Annotated in this window: 13 protein-coding genes; 5 read left to right on the forward strand and 8 right to left on the reverse strand. The window is 71.8% G+C overall.

The window, feature by feature from the left end:
• Positions 1 to 205 precede the first annotated feature (205 nt).
• The 3 genes from ACIQWG_RS30145 to ACIQWG_RS30155 form a co-directional block, all read right to left on the reverse strand.
• Positions 206 to 424, reverse strand: coding sequence for a hypothetical protein (locus tag ACIQWG_RS30145; RefSeq protein ID WP_404101369.1), 219 nt, complete (start codon positions 422 to 424; stop codon positions 206 to 208).
• A gap of 273 nt (positions 425 to 697) precedes the next feature.
• Entirely contained in the window at positions 698 to 1,510 is an 813-nt protein-coding gene (locus ACIQWG_RS30150) for a TetR family transcriptional regulator (RefSeq protein ID WP_404101370.1), read from the reverse strand.
• Positions 1,511 to 1,649: 139 nt separating this feature from the next.
• Entirely contained in the window at positions 1,650 to 3,455 is a 1,806-nt protein-coding gene (locus ACIQWG_RS30155; RefSeq protein ID WP_404101372.1) for a 3-hydroxyacyl-CoA dehydrogenase family protein, read from the reverse strand.
• 379 nt (positions 3,456 to 3,834) lie between these two features.
• On the opposite strand from ACIQWG_RS30155, the gene ACIQWG_RS30160 reads away from it, so the two are divergent.
• Entirely contained in the window at positions 3,835 to 4,410 is a 576-nt protein-coding gene (locus ACIQWG_RS30160; protein ID WP_404101374.1) for an adenylosuccinate lyase, read from the forward strand.
• On the opposite strand, the gene ACIQWG_RS30165 is transcribed toward ACIQWG_RS30160, so the two are convergent.
• The 4 genes from ACIQWG_RS30165 to ACIQWG_RS30180 form a co-directional block, all read right to left on the reverse strand.
• Positions 4,401 to 4,937: a GNAT family N-acetyltransferase gene (locus ACIQWG_RS30165; protein ID WP_404101376.1), complete on the reverse strand. Its 537-nt coding sequence runs from the start codon at positions 4,935 to 4,937 to the stop codon at positions 4,401 to 4,403. The two genes, ACIQWG_RS30160 and ACIQWG_RS30165, sit on opposite strands and share 10 nt — an antisense overlap.
• 40 nt (positions 4,938 to 4,977) lie before the next feature.
• Complete coding sequence (locus ACIQWG_RS30170; RefSeq protein WP_404101378.1) at positions 4,978 to 5,376, reverse strand: RidA family protein; 399 nt, start codon at positions 5,374 to 5,376, stop codon at positions 4,978 to 4,980.
• A 62-nt stretch (positions 5,377 to 5,438) separates the two neighbouring features.
• Positions 5,439 to 7,022, reverse strand: a complete 1,584-nt coding sequence (locus tag ACIQWG_RS30175; protein ID WP_404101379.1) for an alpha/beta hydrolase — start codon at positions 7,020 to 7,022, stop codon at positions 5,439 to 5,441.
• A gap of 134 nt (positions 7,023 to 7,156) precedes the next feature.
• On the reverse strand, positions 7,157 to 8,194 hold the full coding sequence (locus ACIQWG_RS30180; RefSeq protein WP_404101380.1) for an Rv2578c family radical SAM protein: 1,038 nt from the start codon (positions 8,192 to 8,194) through the stop codon (positions 7,157 to 7,159).
• A gap of 191 nt (positions 8,195 to 8,385) precedes the next feature.
• Between ACIQWG_RS30180 and ACIQWG_RS30185 the strand changes: the two genes are divergently transcribed.
• The 4 genes from ACIQWG_RS30185 (at position 8,386) to ACIQWG_RS30200 (ending at position 14,939) form a co-directional block, all read left to right on the forward strand.
• Positions 8,386 to 8,829, forward strand: a complete 444-nt coding sequence (locus ACIQWG_RS30185; protein ID WP_404101382.1) for an SRPBCC family protein — start codon at positions 8,386 to 8,388, stop codon at positions 8,827 to 8,829.
• 180 nt (positions 8,830 to 9,009) lie between these two features.
• Positions 9,010 to 11,397, forward strand: a complete 2,388-nt coding sequence (locus ACIQWG_RS30190; RefSeq protein ID WP_404101384.1) for an MFS transporter — start codon at positions 9,010 to 9,012, stop codon at positions 11,395 to 11,397.
• Between the two features lie 187 nt (positions 11,398 to 11,584).
• Positions 11,585 to 14,059, forward strand: a complete 2,475-nt coding sequence (locus ACIQWG_RS30195) for a SpoIIE family protein phosphatase (protein ID WP_404101386.1) — start codon at positions 11,585 to 11,587, stop codon at positions 14,057 to 14,059.
• A gap of 154 nt (positions 14,060 to 14,213) precedes the next feature.
• Entirely contained in the window at positions 14,214 to 14,939 is a 726-nt protein-coding gene (locus ACIQWG_RS30200) for a class I SAM-dependent methyltransferase (protein WP_404101388.1), read from the forward strand.
• 62 nt (positions 14,940 to 15,001) lie between these two features.
• Here ACIQWG_RS30200 and ACIQWG_RS30205 read toward each other — a convergent pair whose 3' ends face one another.
• Positions 15,002 to 17,137 carry an immunoglobulin I-set domain protein gene (locus ACIQWG_RS30205; RefSeq protein WP_404101390.1) on the reverse strand — a complete coding sequence of 712 codons (2,136 nt, stop codon included), beginning with the start codon at positions 17,135 to 17,137 and terminating at the stop codon, positions 15,002 to 15,004.
• Positions 17,138 to 17,148 lie beyond the last annotated feature (11 nt).

Raw genomic sequence — 17,148 nt, forward strand, 5'->3', positions numbered from 1 at the left:
GGTGCCGGTTGAGTCCGGCCGGCGGTGTGCTGGGGCCGTACCGGCTCGCCGGTGCGCCGGACGACCGGATCGCCCGGCATTCCACCCGGGGGAGGAGCGACCGGTCCCTGTCCGGCGGATCACGTCGGCCGCCCGGAGCCTCGTCCAGTGCGCGGATGCGCCTGTCAGGCCACGAGATCCGGCGTGACCCGCCGGCGGGGCAGGCTCAGGCCCCCAGGCCCAGCAGGGCCACGTCCAGCGGGAGCGCGGGGCGCTCGGGAAGGGCCGGGGGCTCCTCGCCGTGGCCGGTGTGGGTGGGCGGGACGGGACGCAGGCCCCGGATACCGTCGGCCGCCCACTTCGCGTCCGTGGCGGGGAGCGACAGGGTCATACGCCGCCCGTCGGCCACCGTCACTTCGAGCTTGTTCGGGTCGTTCGTCTGCATGGCAACCCCCAACATCCGTCACACGCCGTCAAGATCCGGCTTCGGATGGAGAACGGCCGCCTCCGCGAAATGATTCCCTCGCGGGTCCTAGGGCCTGTCGTTTGGATCAGGTCGGTTGAGAGGAACTGCTCCTGTCGGCCGAGCCGAGCGGGGTCTGGTGCGTGCAGCTGCAAGGCGGAGGAGGGAGTCGACGCGGAGCGTCGGCGAGTGACGACAACGCGGCAGATGTGCGTGCCAGGCCCCGCGACGCCGGCATGATCCAAACGACAGGCCCTAGGCCCGTTCCTTCAGCGCCTGTTCGATCGTGCGCATCACCTCGTCCAGCGGCGCGTCCGTCCTGGCCACCGTCACCAGCACCTCGCCCTGCGCCGCCACGGACGCCGGTGCCGTGCGCGGCGTGGTGTCCCGGCCCGCCCCGATCCCGGTCCCGAACGTCCTGCGCACGATCGCGAAGGCATGGTCGAGCTGCGTCTCCACGTCGCCCTGGCCGCCCGCGCGCAGCCAGCGCCGCAGCACGTGGTTGTGCGCGGTGACCACGGCGGACGCTGCGACCTCCGCGAGCAGCGGGTCGTCGTTGGCGTCGTCGTCGTGCGCGTGCTCGTCGAAGTGGCCGAGGAGGTAGCGGGTGAAGAGTCGCTCGTAGCGGGCCACCGACGCGATCTCCGCCTCGCGCAGGGTGGGCACCTCGCGCGTGAGCTTGTAGCGGGCGACCGAGATCTCCGGCCGGGCCGCGTACATCTTCATGACTTCCTTGATGCCACGGCACACGGTGTCGAGCGGGTGCTCGTGCGCGGGCGCCGCGTTCAGCACCGCCTCCGCCCGGATCAACGTGTCGTCGTGGTCGGGGAAGATCGCCTCTTCCTTGGAGCGGAAGTGCCGGAAGAAGGTGCGGCGGGCGACCCCGGCCCGGGCCGCGATCTCGTCGACGGTGGTCGCCTCGTACCCCTTGGTCGCGAACAGCTCCATGGCCGCGGCCGCCAGTTCGCGGCGCATCTTGAGCCGTTGGGCGGCCGCGCGACTGCCGGCGGCACTTTCCGGCGCGTCGGGCGTTGCTGGTGTACGTGAGGACTTGGCGGGCTGGGACATGACCCGAACGTACTGCATGTGCGCAGCTTGATGCGCATGTACGGGGTATCCCCCGCCCTGGGTGGGCGGGGGAGAGCTGCCGGGCTCCAGCAGCCCGCCCCACTCCTGACCGTCTCTGAACCAGTCGCCGGGCCGCCCCTTAGCGTCGGGCATATTCGCGGAAGCCGCGACCCGTCTTGCGGCCGAGGCAGCCGGCGGCGACCAGGTGCTCCAGCAGGGGAGCCGGAGCGAGGCCCGGGTCGCGGAACTCGCGGTGCAGGACCTTCTCGATCGCCAGCGAGACATCGAGTCCGACGACGTCCAGCAGCTCGAACGGGCCCATCGGGTAGCCGCCGCCCAGCTTCATCGCCGCGTCGATGTCGTCCAGCGAGGCGTAGTGCTCCTGCACCATCTTGATCGCGTTGTTCAGGTACGGGAACAGCAGCGCGTTCACGATGAAGCCGGCCCGGTCACCGCAGTCCACGGCGTGCTTGCGGATCCTGGCGCAGACCTCGCGGACCGTCGCGTGGACGTCGTCGGCCGTCAGGACCGTACGGACGACCTCGACCAGCTTCATCGCCGGCGCCGGGTTGAAGAAGTGCATGCCGATCACGTCCTGCGGACGCGAGGTGGCGCGGGCGCAGGCGACGACGGGCAGCGAGGAGGTGGTCGTGGCCAGCACCGCGCCCGGCTTGCAGACCTTGTCCAGGGTCGCGAACAGCTGCCGCTTGATCTCCAGGTCCTCCGCGACCGCCTCCACGGCCAGGTCGACCTCGGCGAAGGCGTCGTACGTACCGGCCGCGGTGATCAGGTCCAGGGTCTGCGCGGCGGCCTCGGCCGTCATCCGCCCCTTGTCGACGGAGCGGGACAGCGACTTGCCGATCCGGGCCTTCGCCGCCTGCGCCTTCTCCTCGGTGCGGGCCGCGAGCACGACCTCGAACCCGGCCTTGGCGAAGACCTCCGCGATGCCCGACGCCATCGTGCCGGAGCCCGCGACACCGACCGAGCGGACGGTACGGCCGGGGGTGAGGGCGGTGCCCTCCAGCGGCGTCAGCGCGTCCCGCACGACGGTGGCGCTGCCGGGAGCCTCGTAGGTGTAGAAGCCGCGGCCCGACTTACGGCCCGTCAGGCCCGCCTCGCTGAGCTGCTTGAGGATCGGCGCGGGGGCGTGCAGCCGGTCGCGGGACTCGGCGTACATGGCGTCCAGGACCGTGCGCGCGGTGTCGACGCCGATCAGGTCGAGCAGGGCCAGCGGGCCCATCGGCAGTCCGCAGCCCAGCCGCATCGCCGCGTCGATGTCCTCGCGGGAGGCGTACTTGGCCTCGTACATCGCGGCGGCCTGGTTGAGGTAGCCGAACAGCAGCCCGTCGGCGACGAATCCGGGCCGGTCGCCGACCGCGACGGGCTCCTTGCCGAGGTCCAGGGCGAGGTTGGTGACGGCGGAGACGGCCGTCGGCGCGGTCAGCACCGAGGAGACGACCTCGACCAGCCGCATGGCCGGCGCCGGGTTGAAGAAGTGCAGCCCGAGCACCCGCTCGGGGCGGGCCGAGTCGGCGGCCAGCCGGGTGACCGACAGGGCGTTGGTGCCGGTCGCCAGGATCGTCTCGGGGCGCACGATGCCGTCCAGCTCGCGGAAGATCTGCTGCTTGATCTCGTACGACTCCGGAGCCACCTCGATGACCAGGTCCGCGTCGGCGGCGGCCCGCAGGTCGGTGCTGGTGCGGACGCGGGCGAGGGCACTCGTGCGCTCGTCCTCGGTCAGCCGGCCGCGCTGCACGGCGCGGGCGGTCGAGGACTCCAGGGTGGCGACGGCCTTGCCGGTCGCGGCCTCGCTGATGTCGATGCCGATGACCTCGCGACCGGCCTTGGCGAGGACCTCGGCGATACCGGTGCCCATGGTGCCGAGGCCGACGACGGCGACGGTCCGGAGCGGGGACAGAGGGGTGTCGGACAGGGGAGTGGCCATGGCGGGACTCCAGGAATGAGGGTGACGACTGGAAGCGCCCCCAGGTGCGCCGACGAGGCGCACCGGGTGCGAGGAGAAGTGAGTGCGGGTGTTGTGCCGGGCTACTGGCGCACACGCCCGGTGCCGTGGCCGCGAGACATGAACACGTCTCGGGGAACGGTGGATCCGACCGGCCCTGTCCCGGAGCCGGGTCGTACTGCGGTACGTGAAGTACCGAACCGACCGACACTCGCAGCGGCTGCGTCACCAGGCCGCTGCAAGCAGATGTGCGAGTGGGTGACTCGCTCGTATGAGCTTAACCGGCGGGTAACGAGCGCGCCAGTCCCCGTCTTTGTGATGTAGGTCCCGTGACTCCGGCCGCTTGCATACGCTCGGCTTCATGGACGAAGAGTTGCGATCACTCACGGAGCGCTTACGGCAGGAGTCCGGGGCGTCGGCCGCGTACGACCGCCTCGTGGCGACCGGGGACATGGACGAACTGGCCGATGTGCTCACCGCGCCCGGACAGCCGCTGTGGGCCAGGGAGTTGGCCGCGTTCCGGCTGGGCCTCGCCGGGGACCGCCGGGCCTTCGAGTCCCTCGTCCTCCTCCTGAACCACCGCGACCCGGAGCGCTGTGTCTCCGCGGCCCACGCCCTCGCCCGCCTCGGCGACCCGCGCACCGCACGCGCGGCAGCCGCCCTCGCCACCAACGAGCTCCGCGTCGCCTACGCCCTGCACCCCGTGTGGCTCCTGGTGGAACTGCGCGCACCCGAGGCCGTCCCCGCCCTGATCACCACCCTGGAACGCCGGCTGCGCCCCCACGACCCCTATCGCCGAGTGGCCCTCGCCTGTGTGGAGGGCCTGGGCGCGATGGGCGACGCCCGCGCCAGACAGGTCCTCAACGAGGCCCTCGCCCACCCGGCCCTGGCGGAGGCGGCCGTGCGGGCACTGGCTCGCATCCCCGCTCAACGGTGATCCGCGAGCTCCCGCGCGTACCGCACCTCCGGTACCTCGGCCCCGCCCACGTCGAACGGCTCCTCGGCCCCGTCCGCCCGGAAACCCGCCCGCTCGTAGAAGCGCCGCGCGCCGGTGTTGCCCTTCAGCACCCACAGCAGCATCCGGGCCCGCCCGGCGGCCACGCACCGGCGCACCGACTCCTGGAGCAGGGCATGCCCGATGCCGGCGCCGTACCGTCCGGGGGCGACGTAGATGGCGTACAACTCGGCGTCCGCTGTGCGCACTTCGCCGTCCCGGTACGGCCCGTGACAGGCCCAGCCCACGACCGCGCCGCCGCGCTCGGCGACCAGGTCCACCACGGTTTCGTCACCCCGCGAGAGATACGCACGGCGGCGCTCGGCGTCCTCGGCCACGTCCATGGCGTCCAGATACGACTGAGGTATCAGGCCCTGGTAGGCGCCGCGCCAGCCCCCGACGCGGATCTCGGCGACGCGGTCGCAGTCGGCCAGGGTCATGGGGCGGATCCGTATGCGGTCGTCGTCCATGACGGGACCCTAGGCTCCACTCACTCGGGTCGGCCTCCCGTTAACCCGGCAGCACCGCGAACGCCTCCACCTCCATCAGGAACTCCGGCCTGACCAGTCCGGCGACCTGGACCGCGGAAGCGGCCGGCAGCCGGTCGTCGGGTATGTGCGCGGCGCGGGCCGCGCGGACGGCCGGCATATGGGCCATGTCCGTGACGAAGTAGGTGAGTTTGACGACGTCCTCGAAGGTCGCGCCCGCCGCGGCCAGGCAGCGCCCGAGGTTCGCGAAGACCTGGCGGGCCTGAGCCGCCGGGTCGCCCTCGCCGACGAGCTCGCCGGCCCCGTCCAGGGCGACCTGGCCGGAGACGGCGACGAAACGGCCCGTGCCGAGCACGACATGCGAGTACTGCGCGGCGGGGGCGACCCCGTCGGGGGCGGGAATCCTGGTCAGCTCACTCATGCGTCCATCGTGGACCACGGCACTGACAACGCCCCCGACGGGCGGTCAGGCGGTGCGGGCGCTCAAGGGCGGAACCCGATCAGTTCACGCAGTTCGGCCCCCTGCGACACCAACGCCTTGGTCTTGGCCTTGGCGCTCAGCGGCTTCGGATCGGGCTGCGCCTTGCACACCGCGTCGACCGTCCCCGTCCCGCGCGGCACCGTGCCGTCGGTCAGGTACGCCGCGAGGTGCTTGTCCAGGCAGGCGTTCCCGCCCAGCGTGACGGCGTGGTTGCCGCCGCCGCGCTCCACCACGAGGCTGGAACGGGCCAGCCGCCGGTGGACCGTGACGGCGCCCTGGTACGGGGTGGCGGCGTCGTCGGTCGCCTGGAACAGCAGGACCGGCGGCAGCTTGTCGTTGGCGACGTCCACCGAGCGCAGCGAGTTCGTCGGCCAGAACGCGCACGGCGCGTTGTACCAGGCGTTGTTCCAGGTCATGAAGGGCGCCTTCTTGTACACGGCCCGGTTGTCCGTGCGCCACCGGTCCCATCGACGCGGCCAGGCGGCGTCCCGGCACTGCACGGCGGTGTAGACGCTGTAGCCGTTCTCGTCGGACGCGTCGGAGGCGCCGAAGTTCTCGTACGCCTCGATCAGCGGCTCGGCGTTCCTCTTGTTCACGTACTCCGCGAAGGCCTCCGCGAGATAGGGCCAGTAGCCGTTGTAGTAGCCGCCGGGCAGGAAGGTGTCCTCCAGTTCGGAGGCCCCGACCTTCCGGCCGGCCGGCTTCCTGGCCAGCGCCGTCCGCAGCGCGTACCACTTGGCCTCGACCCGCGCCGGATCGGTGCCGAGCCGGTAGGTCGCGTCGTGCCGGGCGACCCAGGCCAGGAAGGCCCGGTGCCGGTCGTCGAAGGCGACGTCCTGCGCGAGGTTGTCGTCGTACCAGACGCCGGTCGGATCCACGACCGAGTCCAGCACCGCGCGCCGCACCCGCTCCGGGAAGAGCTTGGCGTAGACCGCGCCGAGGTAGGTGCCGTACGAGTAGCCGAAGTAGCTGATCGTCCGCGCGCCGAGCGCCGCACGGATCCGGTCCATGTCCCGCACCGCGCCGACCGTGTCGATGTACGGCAGCACATCCGGGTACTTCTTCGCACAGGCCCGCGCGAAGGACCTGGCGCGCAGCAGGTTGGCCCGCTCGACGCGCGCGGTGCTCGGGACGGAGTCGGGGCGTACCGGGGAGAAATGGCCGGGGGCGCAGTTCAGCGCCGGCTTGCTCTTGCCGACCCCGCGCGGGTCGAACCCGATGACGTCGTACTGGGCCGCCACCGCCTTGGGCAGCGCGGAGGCGACGAATCCGGCGAGGGTGAGCCCGCTGCCGCCGGGACCGCCGGGGTTGACCAGCAGCGGGCCCTGATACTTCTTCGCGGTGTGCGGGACACGGGACAGCGCGAGGGTGATCTGCCGCCCGCGCGGACGGGCGTGGTCGAGCGGCACCTTCAAGAACGCGCACTGGAGCTTCGGATATTTCGCGGTCCCGCACTTCTTCCAGGCGAGGCGCGCGGCGGGAGCGGATTCGGCGGGGTGCGTGGTGCGCGCCTGGGCGGGGGCGGCCGTCACGGCCCCGGCCACGAGGACGGCGGCGCCGCACAGTAGGGCTGCGCGTTTTCCCATGGGGTCCTCCCAGGACGGAGGGGCGGACCGCGGGTGTTCACGGTCCCGGCCGCATAGTCCCGGTATGGACGCCCGGAAGAACTTGTTCTGTCTGGACTTGACCCGATTGGGCCGAGGGAAGCGCTCGAATGCTCTCAGATGAGCGTGAGTTGGGTCGGTTCCGTCGCCGGGGACTCGGCCGGCTCGGGCTCGGGGATCCGCCGGGGCATCCCCGCGCGCGTGGGGCCGATGCCGTACTCCTGCGCCAGATCGTGGACCTGGCGGGTGATCCGGCGCTGGTACCACTTCGGCGCGTAGGCGCCGTCCGCGTACAGCCGCTCGTAGCGGCGTACCAGATACGGGTGCTCGCGCCCCAGCCAGGCCATGAACCACTCACGGGCGCCGGGCCGCAGATGCAGCACCAGCGGGGTGACCGACGTGGCACCGGAGGCGGCGATCGCCCGCACGGTCGCCCGCAGTTGGGCCGGCTGGTCGCTCAGGAAGGGAATCACCGGCGCCATCAGCACCCCGCACCCGAGCCCGTGCTCGCTCAGGGTCCGTACGACGTCCAGCCGCCGCTCGGGAGCGGGCGTGCCCGGCTCCACGGTGCGCCACAGCTCGGGATCGGTGAAGCCGACCGAGACGGAGATGCCGACGTCCGTCACCTCGGCGGACTGCTTCAGCAGCTCCAGGTCGCGCAGGATCAGCGTGCCCTTGGTGAGGATCGAGTAGGGGTTGGCGTGGTCGCGCAGGGCGCCGAGGATGCCCGGCATCAGCCGGTAGCGGCCCTCCGCGCGCTGGTAGCAGTCGACGTTCGTGCCCATCGCTATGTGCTCGCCCTGCCAGCGGCGCGAGGAGAGCTGGCGGCGCAGCAGCTCCGGCGCGTTCACCTTGACCACGATCTGGGAGTCGAAGCCGAGGCCCGTGTCGAGGTCGAGATAGCTGTGGGTCTTGCGGGCGAAGCAGTACACGCACGCGTGCGAGCAGCCCCGATAGGGGTTGACGGTCCACTCGAAGGGCATCCGCGAGGCGCCCGGGACCCGGTTGATGATCGAGCGGGCCCGGATCTCGTGGAACGTGATCCCGGCGAACTCGGGCGTGTCGAAGGTACGGGTGACCACGGCGTCCGCGCCGAACAGCGCGGAGTCGGCCCGGCTGTGGTCGGACTCCAGGGTGAGGTTCTCCCAGCGCATGACGCCTCCTCGTTGGCACTGCCCTCACAATAGAACACATGTTCCCTTGATCGTGCGACCTATCTCCGCCCTTCGTTTTCGATCACTGTGCGACCGCTTCGGGGAACAGTTCGGGACCCCGATTTGGGCGGGCCGGGAGCGGGGTGGTTGGCTTGCCCCAACCCCGAGAACTCTGGTCCTGGAGGAAGTCAATGGCGCAGGTCGAGGCCACTACGGAGCGGGTCGTCGCGGCGGACGCGGAGAAGGTGTTCGACGCCCTCGCCGACTACAGCGGCACCCGGCAGCGGCTGCTGCCCGAGCACTTCAGCGAATACGAGGTGCGCGAGGGCGGCGACGGCGAGGGCACCCTCGTCCACTGGAAGCTCCAGGCCACCAGCAAGCGCGTACGCGACTGCCTCCTGGAGGTCAGCGAGCCCACCGACGGCGAGCTCGTCGAGAAGGACCGCAACTCCTCCATGGTCACCGTCTGGCGGGTCACCCCGGCCGGCGAGGGCAAGTCCCGGGTCGTCGTCACGACCACCTGGCAGGGCGCCGGCGGCATCGGCGGCTTCTTCGAGAAGACCTTCGCCCCCAAGGGTCTCGGCCGCATCTACGACGAGGTGCTCACCAAGCTCGCCACCGAGGTCGAGAAGTAGGGCCGCCGACCGCACCGGACGAAGATCTCTTCAACCCGCTGTCCCCGGGCGGTCGTTGATCGCCTCACCGGATCGAGTGGATCTCATCCTCGTCCGACCCTGTTCCGTAACTCGTCGCGCTTGCTCGTAGTTGTTCGCTTACGCGGGAATTGTGCAGCAGCGCGACGAGGGGAGCGGTACGTGGGCGGGAGCACTCTGGTACAGGACGAACCGGCCGCGGCGGCCCCGGACGTCCCCACTCCCGTACCGGCACCCACGGCCGAACTCGGCCCACGCCGAGTCCGGTTGATCTTCTTCGCGCTGATGCTCGCGCTGCTGCTGGCCGCGCTGGAGCAGATGATCGTCGCCACCGCGCTGCCGAAGATCGTCGGCGAGCTGCACGGCCTGGACCGGATGTCCTGGGCGATCACCGCCTACCTGCTCACCGCGACCGTCGGCCTGCCGATCTACGGCAAGCTCGGCGACCTGCTCGGCCGCAAGGGCGTCTTCCAGTTCGCGATCGTCGTCTTCGTCGTCGGTTCCGCGCTCGCCGGGCGGGCCGGGACCATGGACCAGCTGATCGCCTACCGAGCGGTCCAGGGCGTCGGCGCCGGCGGGCTCATGATCGGCGTCCAGGCGATCATCGCGGACATCGTGCCGCCCCGTGAGCGCGGGCGCTTCATGGGCCTGATCGGTGCCGCCTTCGGCCTCGCCTCGGTCGCGGGGCCCCTGCTGGGCGGCTACTTCACCGACCACCTCTCCTGGCGGTGGTGCTTCTACATCAACGTCCCCTTCGGCCTGGTCACCCTGGCCGTCGTGGCCGTCGTGCTGAAACTCCCGAAGCCCGAGACCAGGGCGCGGCTCGACATCGTCGGCTGCCTGCTGCTCGCCGCCGCCTCCACCTGCCTCGTCCTGCTCACCAGCTGGGGCGGCATCGAGTACGCCTGGGACGACCGCGTCATCCTCGGCCTCGGCGCGGGCGCCGCCGTCGCCACCGTGCTCTTCCTGGTCACCGAGCATTTCGCGCCCGAACCCCTCATCCCGCTCAGGCTGTTCCGGGACTCCGTCTTCAACGTCACCGGCCTGGTGGGCCTCGTGGTCGGCGTCGCCCTGTTCGGCGCCGCCAGCTATCTGCCGACCTACCTCCAGATGGTCGACGGGGCCACGGCCACCGAGTCGGGCCTGCTGATGCTGCCGATGATGGGCGGCATCGTCGGCGCCTCGATCGTCGGCGGCCAACTCATCAGCCACACCGGCCGCTACAAGATCTACCCAGTGCTCGGCACCGCCCTCTCCGCCGTCGGCATGTGGCTGCTCTCCCGGCTGGAGACCGACACACCCCGGCTGCACTACAGCCTGTGGATGGCCGTACTGGGCGCCGGCATCGGCATGGTGATGCCGGTCCTGATCCTCGCCGTGCAGAACTCCGTGCGCCCCGCCGACCTCGGCACCGCCACCAGCGCCAACAACTACTTCCGGCAGATCGGCGGCAGCGTCGGCGCGGCGATCTTCGGCACCCTGTTCGCCGACCGGCTCACCGACGCGCTGGCCGAACGACTGCCCGCGCACGCCGGCGCCGGCATGCCCGACGCCGAGTCCATCACCCCGCAGCTCGTCCACTCTCTGCCCCCGGCGCTGCGCGACGCCTACATCCAGGCCTACGCCGACGCCATGCCGAGGATCTTCCTCTACCTCGTGCCGGTGCTCGTGCTCGGCCTGCTCATCGCCTTCTTCCTCAAGGAGAAACCACTGGTGTCCCACAACGCCCCGGCCTCCGAGACGGAACCGACGCCGGTGAACACCCAGATCCCCCCGGCCCGTTCACCGCACATGGCCGGCGTCCCCGTCCACGGCACCGTGCAGCACCCCGACGGAACCGTCGTACCGCGCGCGGCACTCACGCTCATCGACATCGCCGGGCAGCAGGTCGGACGCGGCGCGAGCGGCGAGGACGGGCGGTACGCGCTGGCCACGCCCGGCCCGGGGACGTACGTCATGATCGCCGCGGCCGGCGGCCACCAGCCGCAGGCCGTCACCGTGAGCGTCGGCGAACGCCCCGTCGAACTGGACATCGTCCTCGGCGGCGCCGGACGCCTCGCCGGAAGGGTGCTCACCCCGGACGGCACACCCGTCGACGCCACCGTCACGCTCACCAACGTCCAGGGCGAGGTCGTCGCCACCACCCGCGGCGGACGCGAGGGGGGCTACGTCATCACCGAACTGGTCGCCGGCGAGTACACCCTCGCCGCGAGCGCGCCGGCCTTCCGCCCCGCCGCCGTGCCCGTCACCGTCAAGGCGGCCCGCGAGACCCGCCAGGACATCGAACTCGCCGGCGGCGCCCTGCTGCGCGGCACGGTTCGGGCGGGCGGCGGGCGGCCCGTCGAGGACGCGCGCGTGACGCTGCTCGACGCGGCCGGCAACGTGCTGGACACCCTCACCACGGGCCCCGACGGCACCTTCCGGTTCGCCGACCTGTCCACCGGCGAGTACACCGTCATCGCCGCTGGTTACCCACCGGTCGCCACCGTCCTCCAGGTCGCCGGCGGAGGCCGAACGGAACGCGATCTTCAGCTGGGGCACGAGGACTGACACCGCCGCCCGCGCACACGGGCTGGACTGCGCGGACGCGGGCTTGGCGGGAACTTCCGCACCCCCGGCCATCGTTGTTGTCCCGTCACATCAATTCCCGTATTGCCGCACACCATCACGGCCGGGAGCCGTACGGTGGTGTGGGCGCGCAGATCTTGCGGAGCCTTGGGGAGAGAGGGCCTGGGCCATGGACCGTGGCACCGAGAGGGACGGCGCGGTGACGGAACACGCCGTGTCCGGACGTATCCCGCTGGCTGTGGTCGTCGTGGACCGCGAGGGCCTCGTCTCCCACTGGAGCTCCGGCGCACGCCGTCTGTTCGGCGCCGCCAAGGAGGACGCGATCGGTCGCCCGGCGGTCGACCTGCTGCCCGTCTCCGGCGCGCTGCCCGAGGACGACGACATCTCGCTGTACGGGGCCTACTCGGCGTACGACGGACTCGGCCACGACCTCGAGACGTCCCTCGACGGACGGCTGTACTACCCCGCCGCCGGCCGCGCCCGCATCACCGTGCCCGAGCGGGACGAGATGGGCGTCCGCCCGCCCGCAGGGCAGGGGAGCAACCGCGTCGACGTGCTGTGGTGGGCCTACCCGCTGGTGGGACCCGGCCCGGAGCGGATGCTCGTGCTCGGCGCCGACGTGGGCCGCCTCCAGCAGGAGGACCGCGACGACGACCTCGGCTACGAGCGCGTTGCCCCCGGCTTCGCCCTGCACACCGACTTTCCCGGCGCCGAGGAACTCGCCCGCAGGCTCCCCGACATCCTCCCCAGCATGAGCGTCGAGGAGGGCGCCCGGATCGTCGGGCAGATCCTCGAACTGGGCTATCCGGTCCTGGAGTTCAGCCAGAGCGACCGGGTGCCCGTCACCCCCGACTGGGGTGTGCCCCGGCGTGTGGAGCGCAGGGCCCGCCGCGAGCAGGCCGCACAGGCCGCCGCCCTGGGCTCGCCCATGGCCTCGGCCGACGTCGACGAGGTCGAGGACCTGGAGTACGCCGCCGTACGGGAGCGCCTCGAATTCCTCAACGAGGTCAGCGGCCGCATCGGCACCTCCCTCGATCTGGCGCGGACCATCATCGAGGTCAGCAGGGCCGTCGTGCCCCGCTTCACCGATGTCGCCGGCACCTACCTGCGCGAACAGGTCGTCGCCGGCGAGGGATTCCCCGAAGGCGTGCCGGACACGACCACCATGTGGCACCGAGTGTCCCTCGAACACACCGACGAACCCGGTCGCTGGGACGACGTCGTACCCGTCGGCGAGGCCATGCCCTTCCCGGCGCACACCCCGTTCTTCCAGTGCATGACCAGCGGAGAGCCCGTGCTCGTGCCGCGCATCAGCGAGCAGATGGGCCACGCCATCGCCTCGCAGTTCGAGAAGCGCGACATCCGGCCGCTGATCACCGGCCGCTCCATGCTGGTGGTCCCGCTCAAGGCACGCAATGTCGTACTCGGCTTCATGATCCTGCTGCGCCACCCGTCGCGCGTCGAGTTCAACGACATGGACCGCGTCACCGGCGCCGAACTCGCCGCCCGCGCGGGCCTCGTGCTCGACAACGCCCGCATGTACACCTACCAGGAGAGCGTCGCCGAGACCCTCCAGGACAGCATGCTGCCGCACATCCCGCCGCGCATGGCGGGCTGCGACATCGCCACCCGCTATCTGCCGGGCACGTTGCTGGGGCGGGTCGGCGGTGACTGGTTCGACTCCGTCAAACTGCCCGGCGCCCGCACCGCGCTCGTCGTCGGCGACGTCATGGGACACGGCCTCAACTCGGCAGCCATGATGGGCCAGTTGCGCACGGCGGTGCAGACCATGGCCGCCCTCGACCTGCCGCCCGCACAGCTCCTGCGCAACCTCGACGACCTCGCCCAACGCCTGGGCGACACCTACCTGGCGACCTGCCTGTACGCCGTCTACGACCCGATCGCGAGCGAACTGCTGATCGCCAACGCCGGTCACATCCCGCCCGTCCTGGTCCGCGCCGACGACGGGCGCAGCGAACTCCTCGACCTGCCCACGGGCGCGCCGATCGGCGTCGGCGGGGTGCCCTTCGAGGCGGTGCGTGTGCGTGTGGAGCCCGGCGACCGGATCGTGATGTGCACCGACGGCCTGGTCGAGGTGCGCGGCGAAGACATCGGTGTCGGCCTCGCGACCCTGTGCGAGTCCGCCGCCCACCCGGCCGCGTCCATGGACGACGCCTGCGACACGATCATCCGCGCCCTGAACACCCGCGGCGGCCGCAAGGACGACGTGGCCCTGCTGATGGCCCGTCTGAACGGCATCGAACCGCAGGACGTCGCCGAACGGCGGATCGGCCTCGACCCGGCGGAGGTCGGCCGGGCCCGCGCCGTCGTCCGCGAGCAGCTGCACGAGTGGGGTCTGTCCCGCCTCGCGGACACCGCCGAACTGCTGGTCAGCGAACTGGTCACCAATGCCGTACGGCACTCCCACGGGAGGCCGGTCGAGCTGCGCCTCGTCCGCGGCGACACCCTGCTGTGCGAGGTGGACGACGACGACCACGACCTGCCGACCCTGCTGAACGCCGCCCCGCTCGACGAGTCCGGACGCGGGCTGCGGGTGGTGAGCACGCTCGCACGCGAGTGGGGCACCAGCCGGACGAACACCGGCAAGACCGTCTGGTTCGAACTCACACTCCCGCGCCGCTGACCTCGTGCGCCCCAAACGGGCGTACGACGGCGTGCGGCTGTCGAATGCGGAGTGAAGGTATGCGCCGCGCGCTTGTGGCCGAAACCACGCCGCGATAGACCGTACTCGCCCGTCACTTCACGACGGGGCGCGATCGCTACCTGGGGAGTCGGTCATGAGCGTGACGAATCGGTACCGGGAGGCCTGGGAGGGCTTCTGGCGTGAAGCCCCCGAGGAACAGGGGGAGGTGTTCTGGGACGCCGAGCCTGCCCTGACCGCCGGACGCCATCTGGCCCTCTTCGAGCCGCATCTGACCGATCCTGGTCTGCCGATGGTGGACCTGGGCTGCGGCAACGGCACTCAGACCCGCTTTCTCGCCGAGCGCTTCCCGCGCGTCGTCGGGGCCGACCTGTCCGTCGAGGCCGTCGAGCACGCCCGCCGCTCCGACCCCGCCGGGCAGGCGACCTACCGGCAGTTCGACGCCGTGGAGAAGACCGAGGCCGAGACGCTGCACGCCGAGCTCGGCGACACCAACATCTATATGCGGGGCGTGCTGCACCAGGCCGAGCCCGACGACCGGCAGCTGATGGTGAACGGGATGGCGACGCTGGTCGGCGAGCGCGGCCGGGTCTTCCTCGTCGAACTCTCGGAGTCGGCCAAGCCCGTCCTCATGGGCCTCGCGCAGAGCCCGTCGGGCCCGCCGCCGAAGCTCGCACCCGTCTTCCGGCACGGCATCGCCCCCGGCGAGGTCGCCGACGCCTCGGTGCCCGAGTATCTGCGCGCGGCCGGTCTCACGGTCATCGCGAGCGGCGAACTGCCGCTGACCACAACGGAGTACGGCCCCGACGGCGCCCGCATCGAGCTGCCGTCGAAGTGGATGGTGGCGGGCCGCACGGCGTGACGAGCACGGCCCTCCGGGTGGCTCCTTGCCCGCCCGGAGGGCCAACGCCCGGTCCACGTCGTTCAGTTGGCGCTACGACCCTTGCGGTACGCCGTCCAGCCGGCGGCGAGCAGGGCTGCTGCCAGCGCGGTGACGGACAGCACGGTCACGCCGGTCGAGGCGAGACTGCCTCCTGCCGCCGAGGTGCCGCTGGCGCCGGATCCGCCGGTGGTGGAGGCCGCCGTACCGGTACCGCCGTCCGCCGTGCCCGTACCAGGGCCCGAACCGCCGTCGCCGCCCGTGCCACCGGTGCCGTCGTCGTCCGTGTCCACCGGGTCCGTGCCGACGGGGGACGGCTCGCCGCTCGGTGTCTGCGTACCGCCTTCGTCGCCGTCGTCGGGCTCGGTGACGGTCAGCGTGATCGGTGAAGTCCTGGTCGTTCCCACGGAGTTCGTGAACTCGGCACGGTAGCGGTAACCGTCCTGCGCCGTCTTCGCGGTGAAGGAGTACGTGTTCCGTGCCGCGTCCTCGACCGTGGACCAGGTCTGCCCGCCGTCGGGGCTGACCTGCCAGCGGGCTGTGGGCTCCGGGGTGCCCTCGGCCGCGGCGACGAGGGTGACCTCGTCGCCGGCCGCCACGGACTGGTCGGTGGGGGACTGGACGACCTTCGGGGAGACCCGGCGGTCGAGCCTGACGACCTCGCTCTCGGCCTGGTCGGTGACATACACGGACGTGGCGCCGGGGGCCACGGCGACGCCCGCGTAGGCGCCGGCGCGGCTGCCGGGCAGGGCGACCGGCTCGGCGGCCTGCTCGGCCGTGGCGCTGTCGTAGACCTCCAGGGCGCCGACGCCGTCCGCGCCGTCCTCGGCGGTGCCCCAGTCCTCGCGCAGCACGAAAGCCTCGCCGGTGGCCCGGTCGAAGGCCATCGCGGTGGCCCGGTCCACGCCGGTGAGCTCGGCCAACGGCTTGCCGTCCTGGTCGAAGACGAGCACGTCGTACGAACTGCCCACCCAGACATGGCCGGTCAGCGGGTCCGTCTCGACGAAGTAGACGGAAGCGGCCGGGAGTTCGACGGTGGCGGTGACGGCGAGGGAGTGGGTGTCGACGCGGTACAGCTTCCCGCCGGTGGGGTCGGCCGACCAGGCGACGCCGCGGGCGGTGTCCACGCCGAGGACCCCGCCGCCGGCGAGGGTGGCGGTCTTCTCGACCGCGCCGGTCGCGGTCTCGACCCGGGACAGCGTGGCGCCCTGCGCGACGAGCACGGTGGAGGCGTCCGTGCCGGGGCCGACACCGGTGACCGTGCCGCCGGTCAGCCACACGCCCCGCGCGACCGTGTCCCCGTCTCTCGCGGTGCCCAGGCCGCGCAGGGGGTAGTGGAAGGCGACGCCGTCGCCGGCCAGCGGGGCGGCGATCCAGCGGACCACGCGGGCCGCGAGCGCGCCGTTGGACCCCGGTGCCTGCTGGACGTGGCCGAGTACCTCGCCGTCCTTGGGGTCGATGGCGTACAGGCCCTGTTCGGCTACGTCCGCGGTGTCGGGGACGTTGTCCGAACCTACGTACAGTTTCCCCGAGTCGGGGTGCAGCAGCAGGTCCAGCGGGCGGCCGGCGGTCGTGAACTCGGCCGTCTTCGCGTAGCGGACGGTGCCCGGCGGCACGTCCACGCCCTCGCCGCCGTCGCTGTCCCCGGGGTCCTGTCCCACGAAGGTGACGGGGACACGGACGTCCTGGGAGCGGTCGCCGGGGTTGCGGTGGTCGACGCGGGTGACGACCGAGCAGGCGACCTCGGCGCAGTCCAGGCTCGCGTCCTCGGCCCTGACGGCGATCTCGACGTCGAAGGTGCCGCCGGCGCCCCAGGTGACGGCCAGGTCGCCGGCGTACTCGTCGCCCTCGGGGACGATCCACTGCGAGGAGGTGCCGGTGCCGCTCTGGTCGGCGCCGCCGAGGCAGGGGGTGGGCACGCGGTTGTCGCCGTTGTCCTTGCACAGGGCGACATAGACGGCCTTCGTCGCGTCGTAGCCGGAGCCGGTGACGCGCAGCGTCTCGCCGTCGGGGGCGAGGTCCGCGGAGGCGGAGACGGTGAGTTTCTGGCCGTCCTTGCCGAGGGCGGTTCTCGGGGTGTCGGAGGCCCGTGCGGCCGGGCCGACGGCGGCGAAGGCCGCGATCGAGGCGGCCACGAGCGCGGCGGCGCCGAGGAGCGCCGCCGGTCGTCTGTGCACCATGGGGGTTCCTG

The sequence above is a fragment of the Streptomyces sp. NPDC098781 genome (assembly GCF_044759995.1).
Lineage (GTDB): Bacteria > Actinomycetota > Actinomycetes > Streptomycetales > Streptomycetaceae > Streptomyces.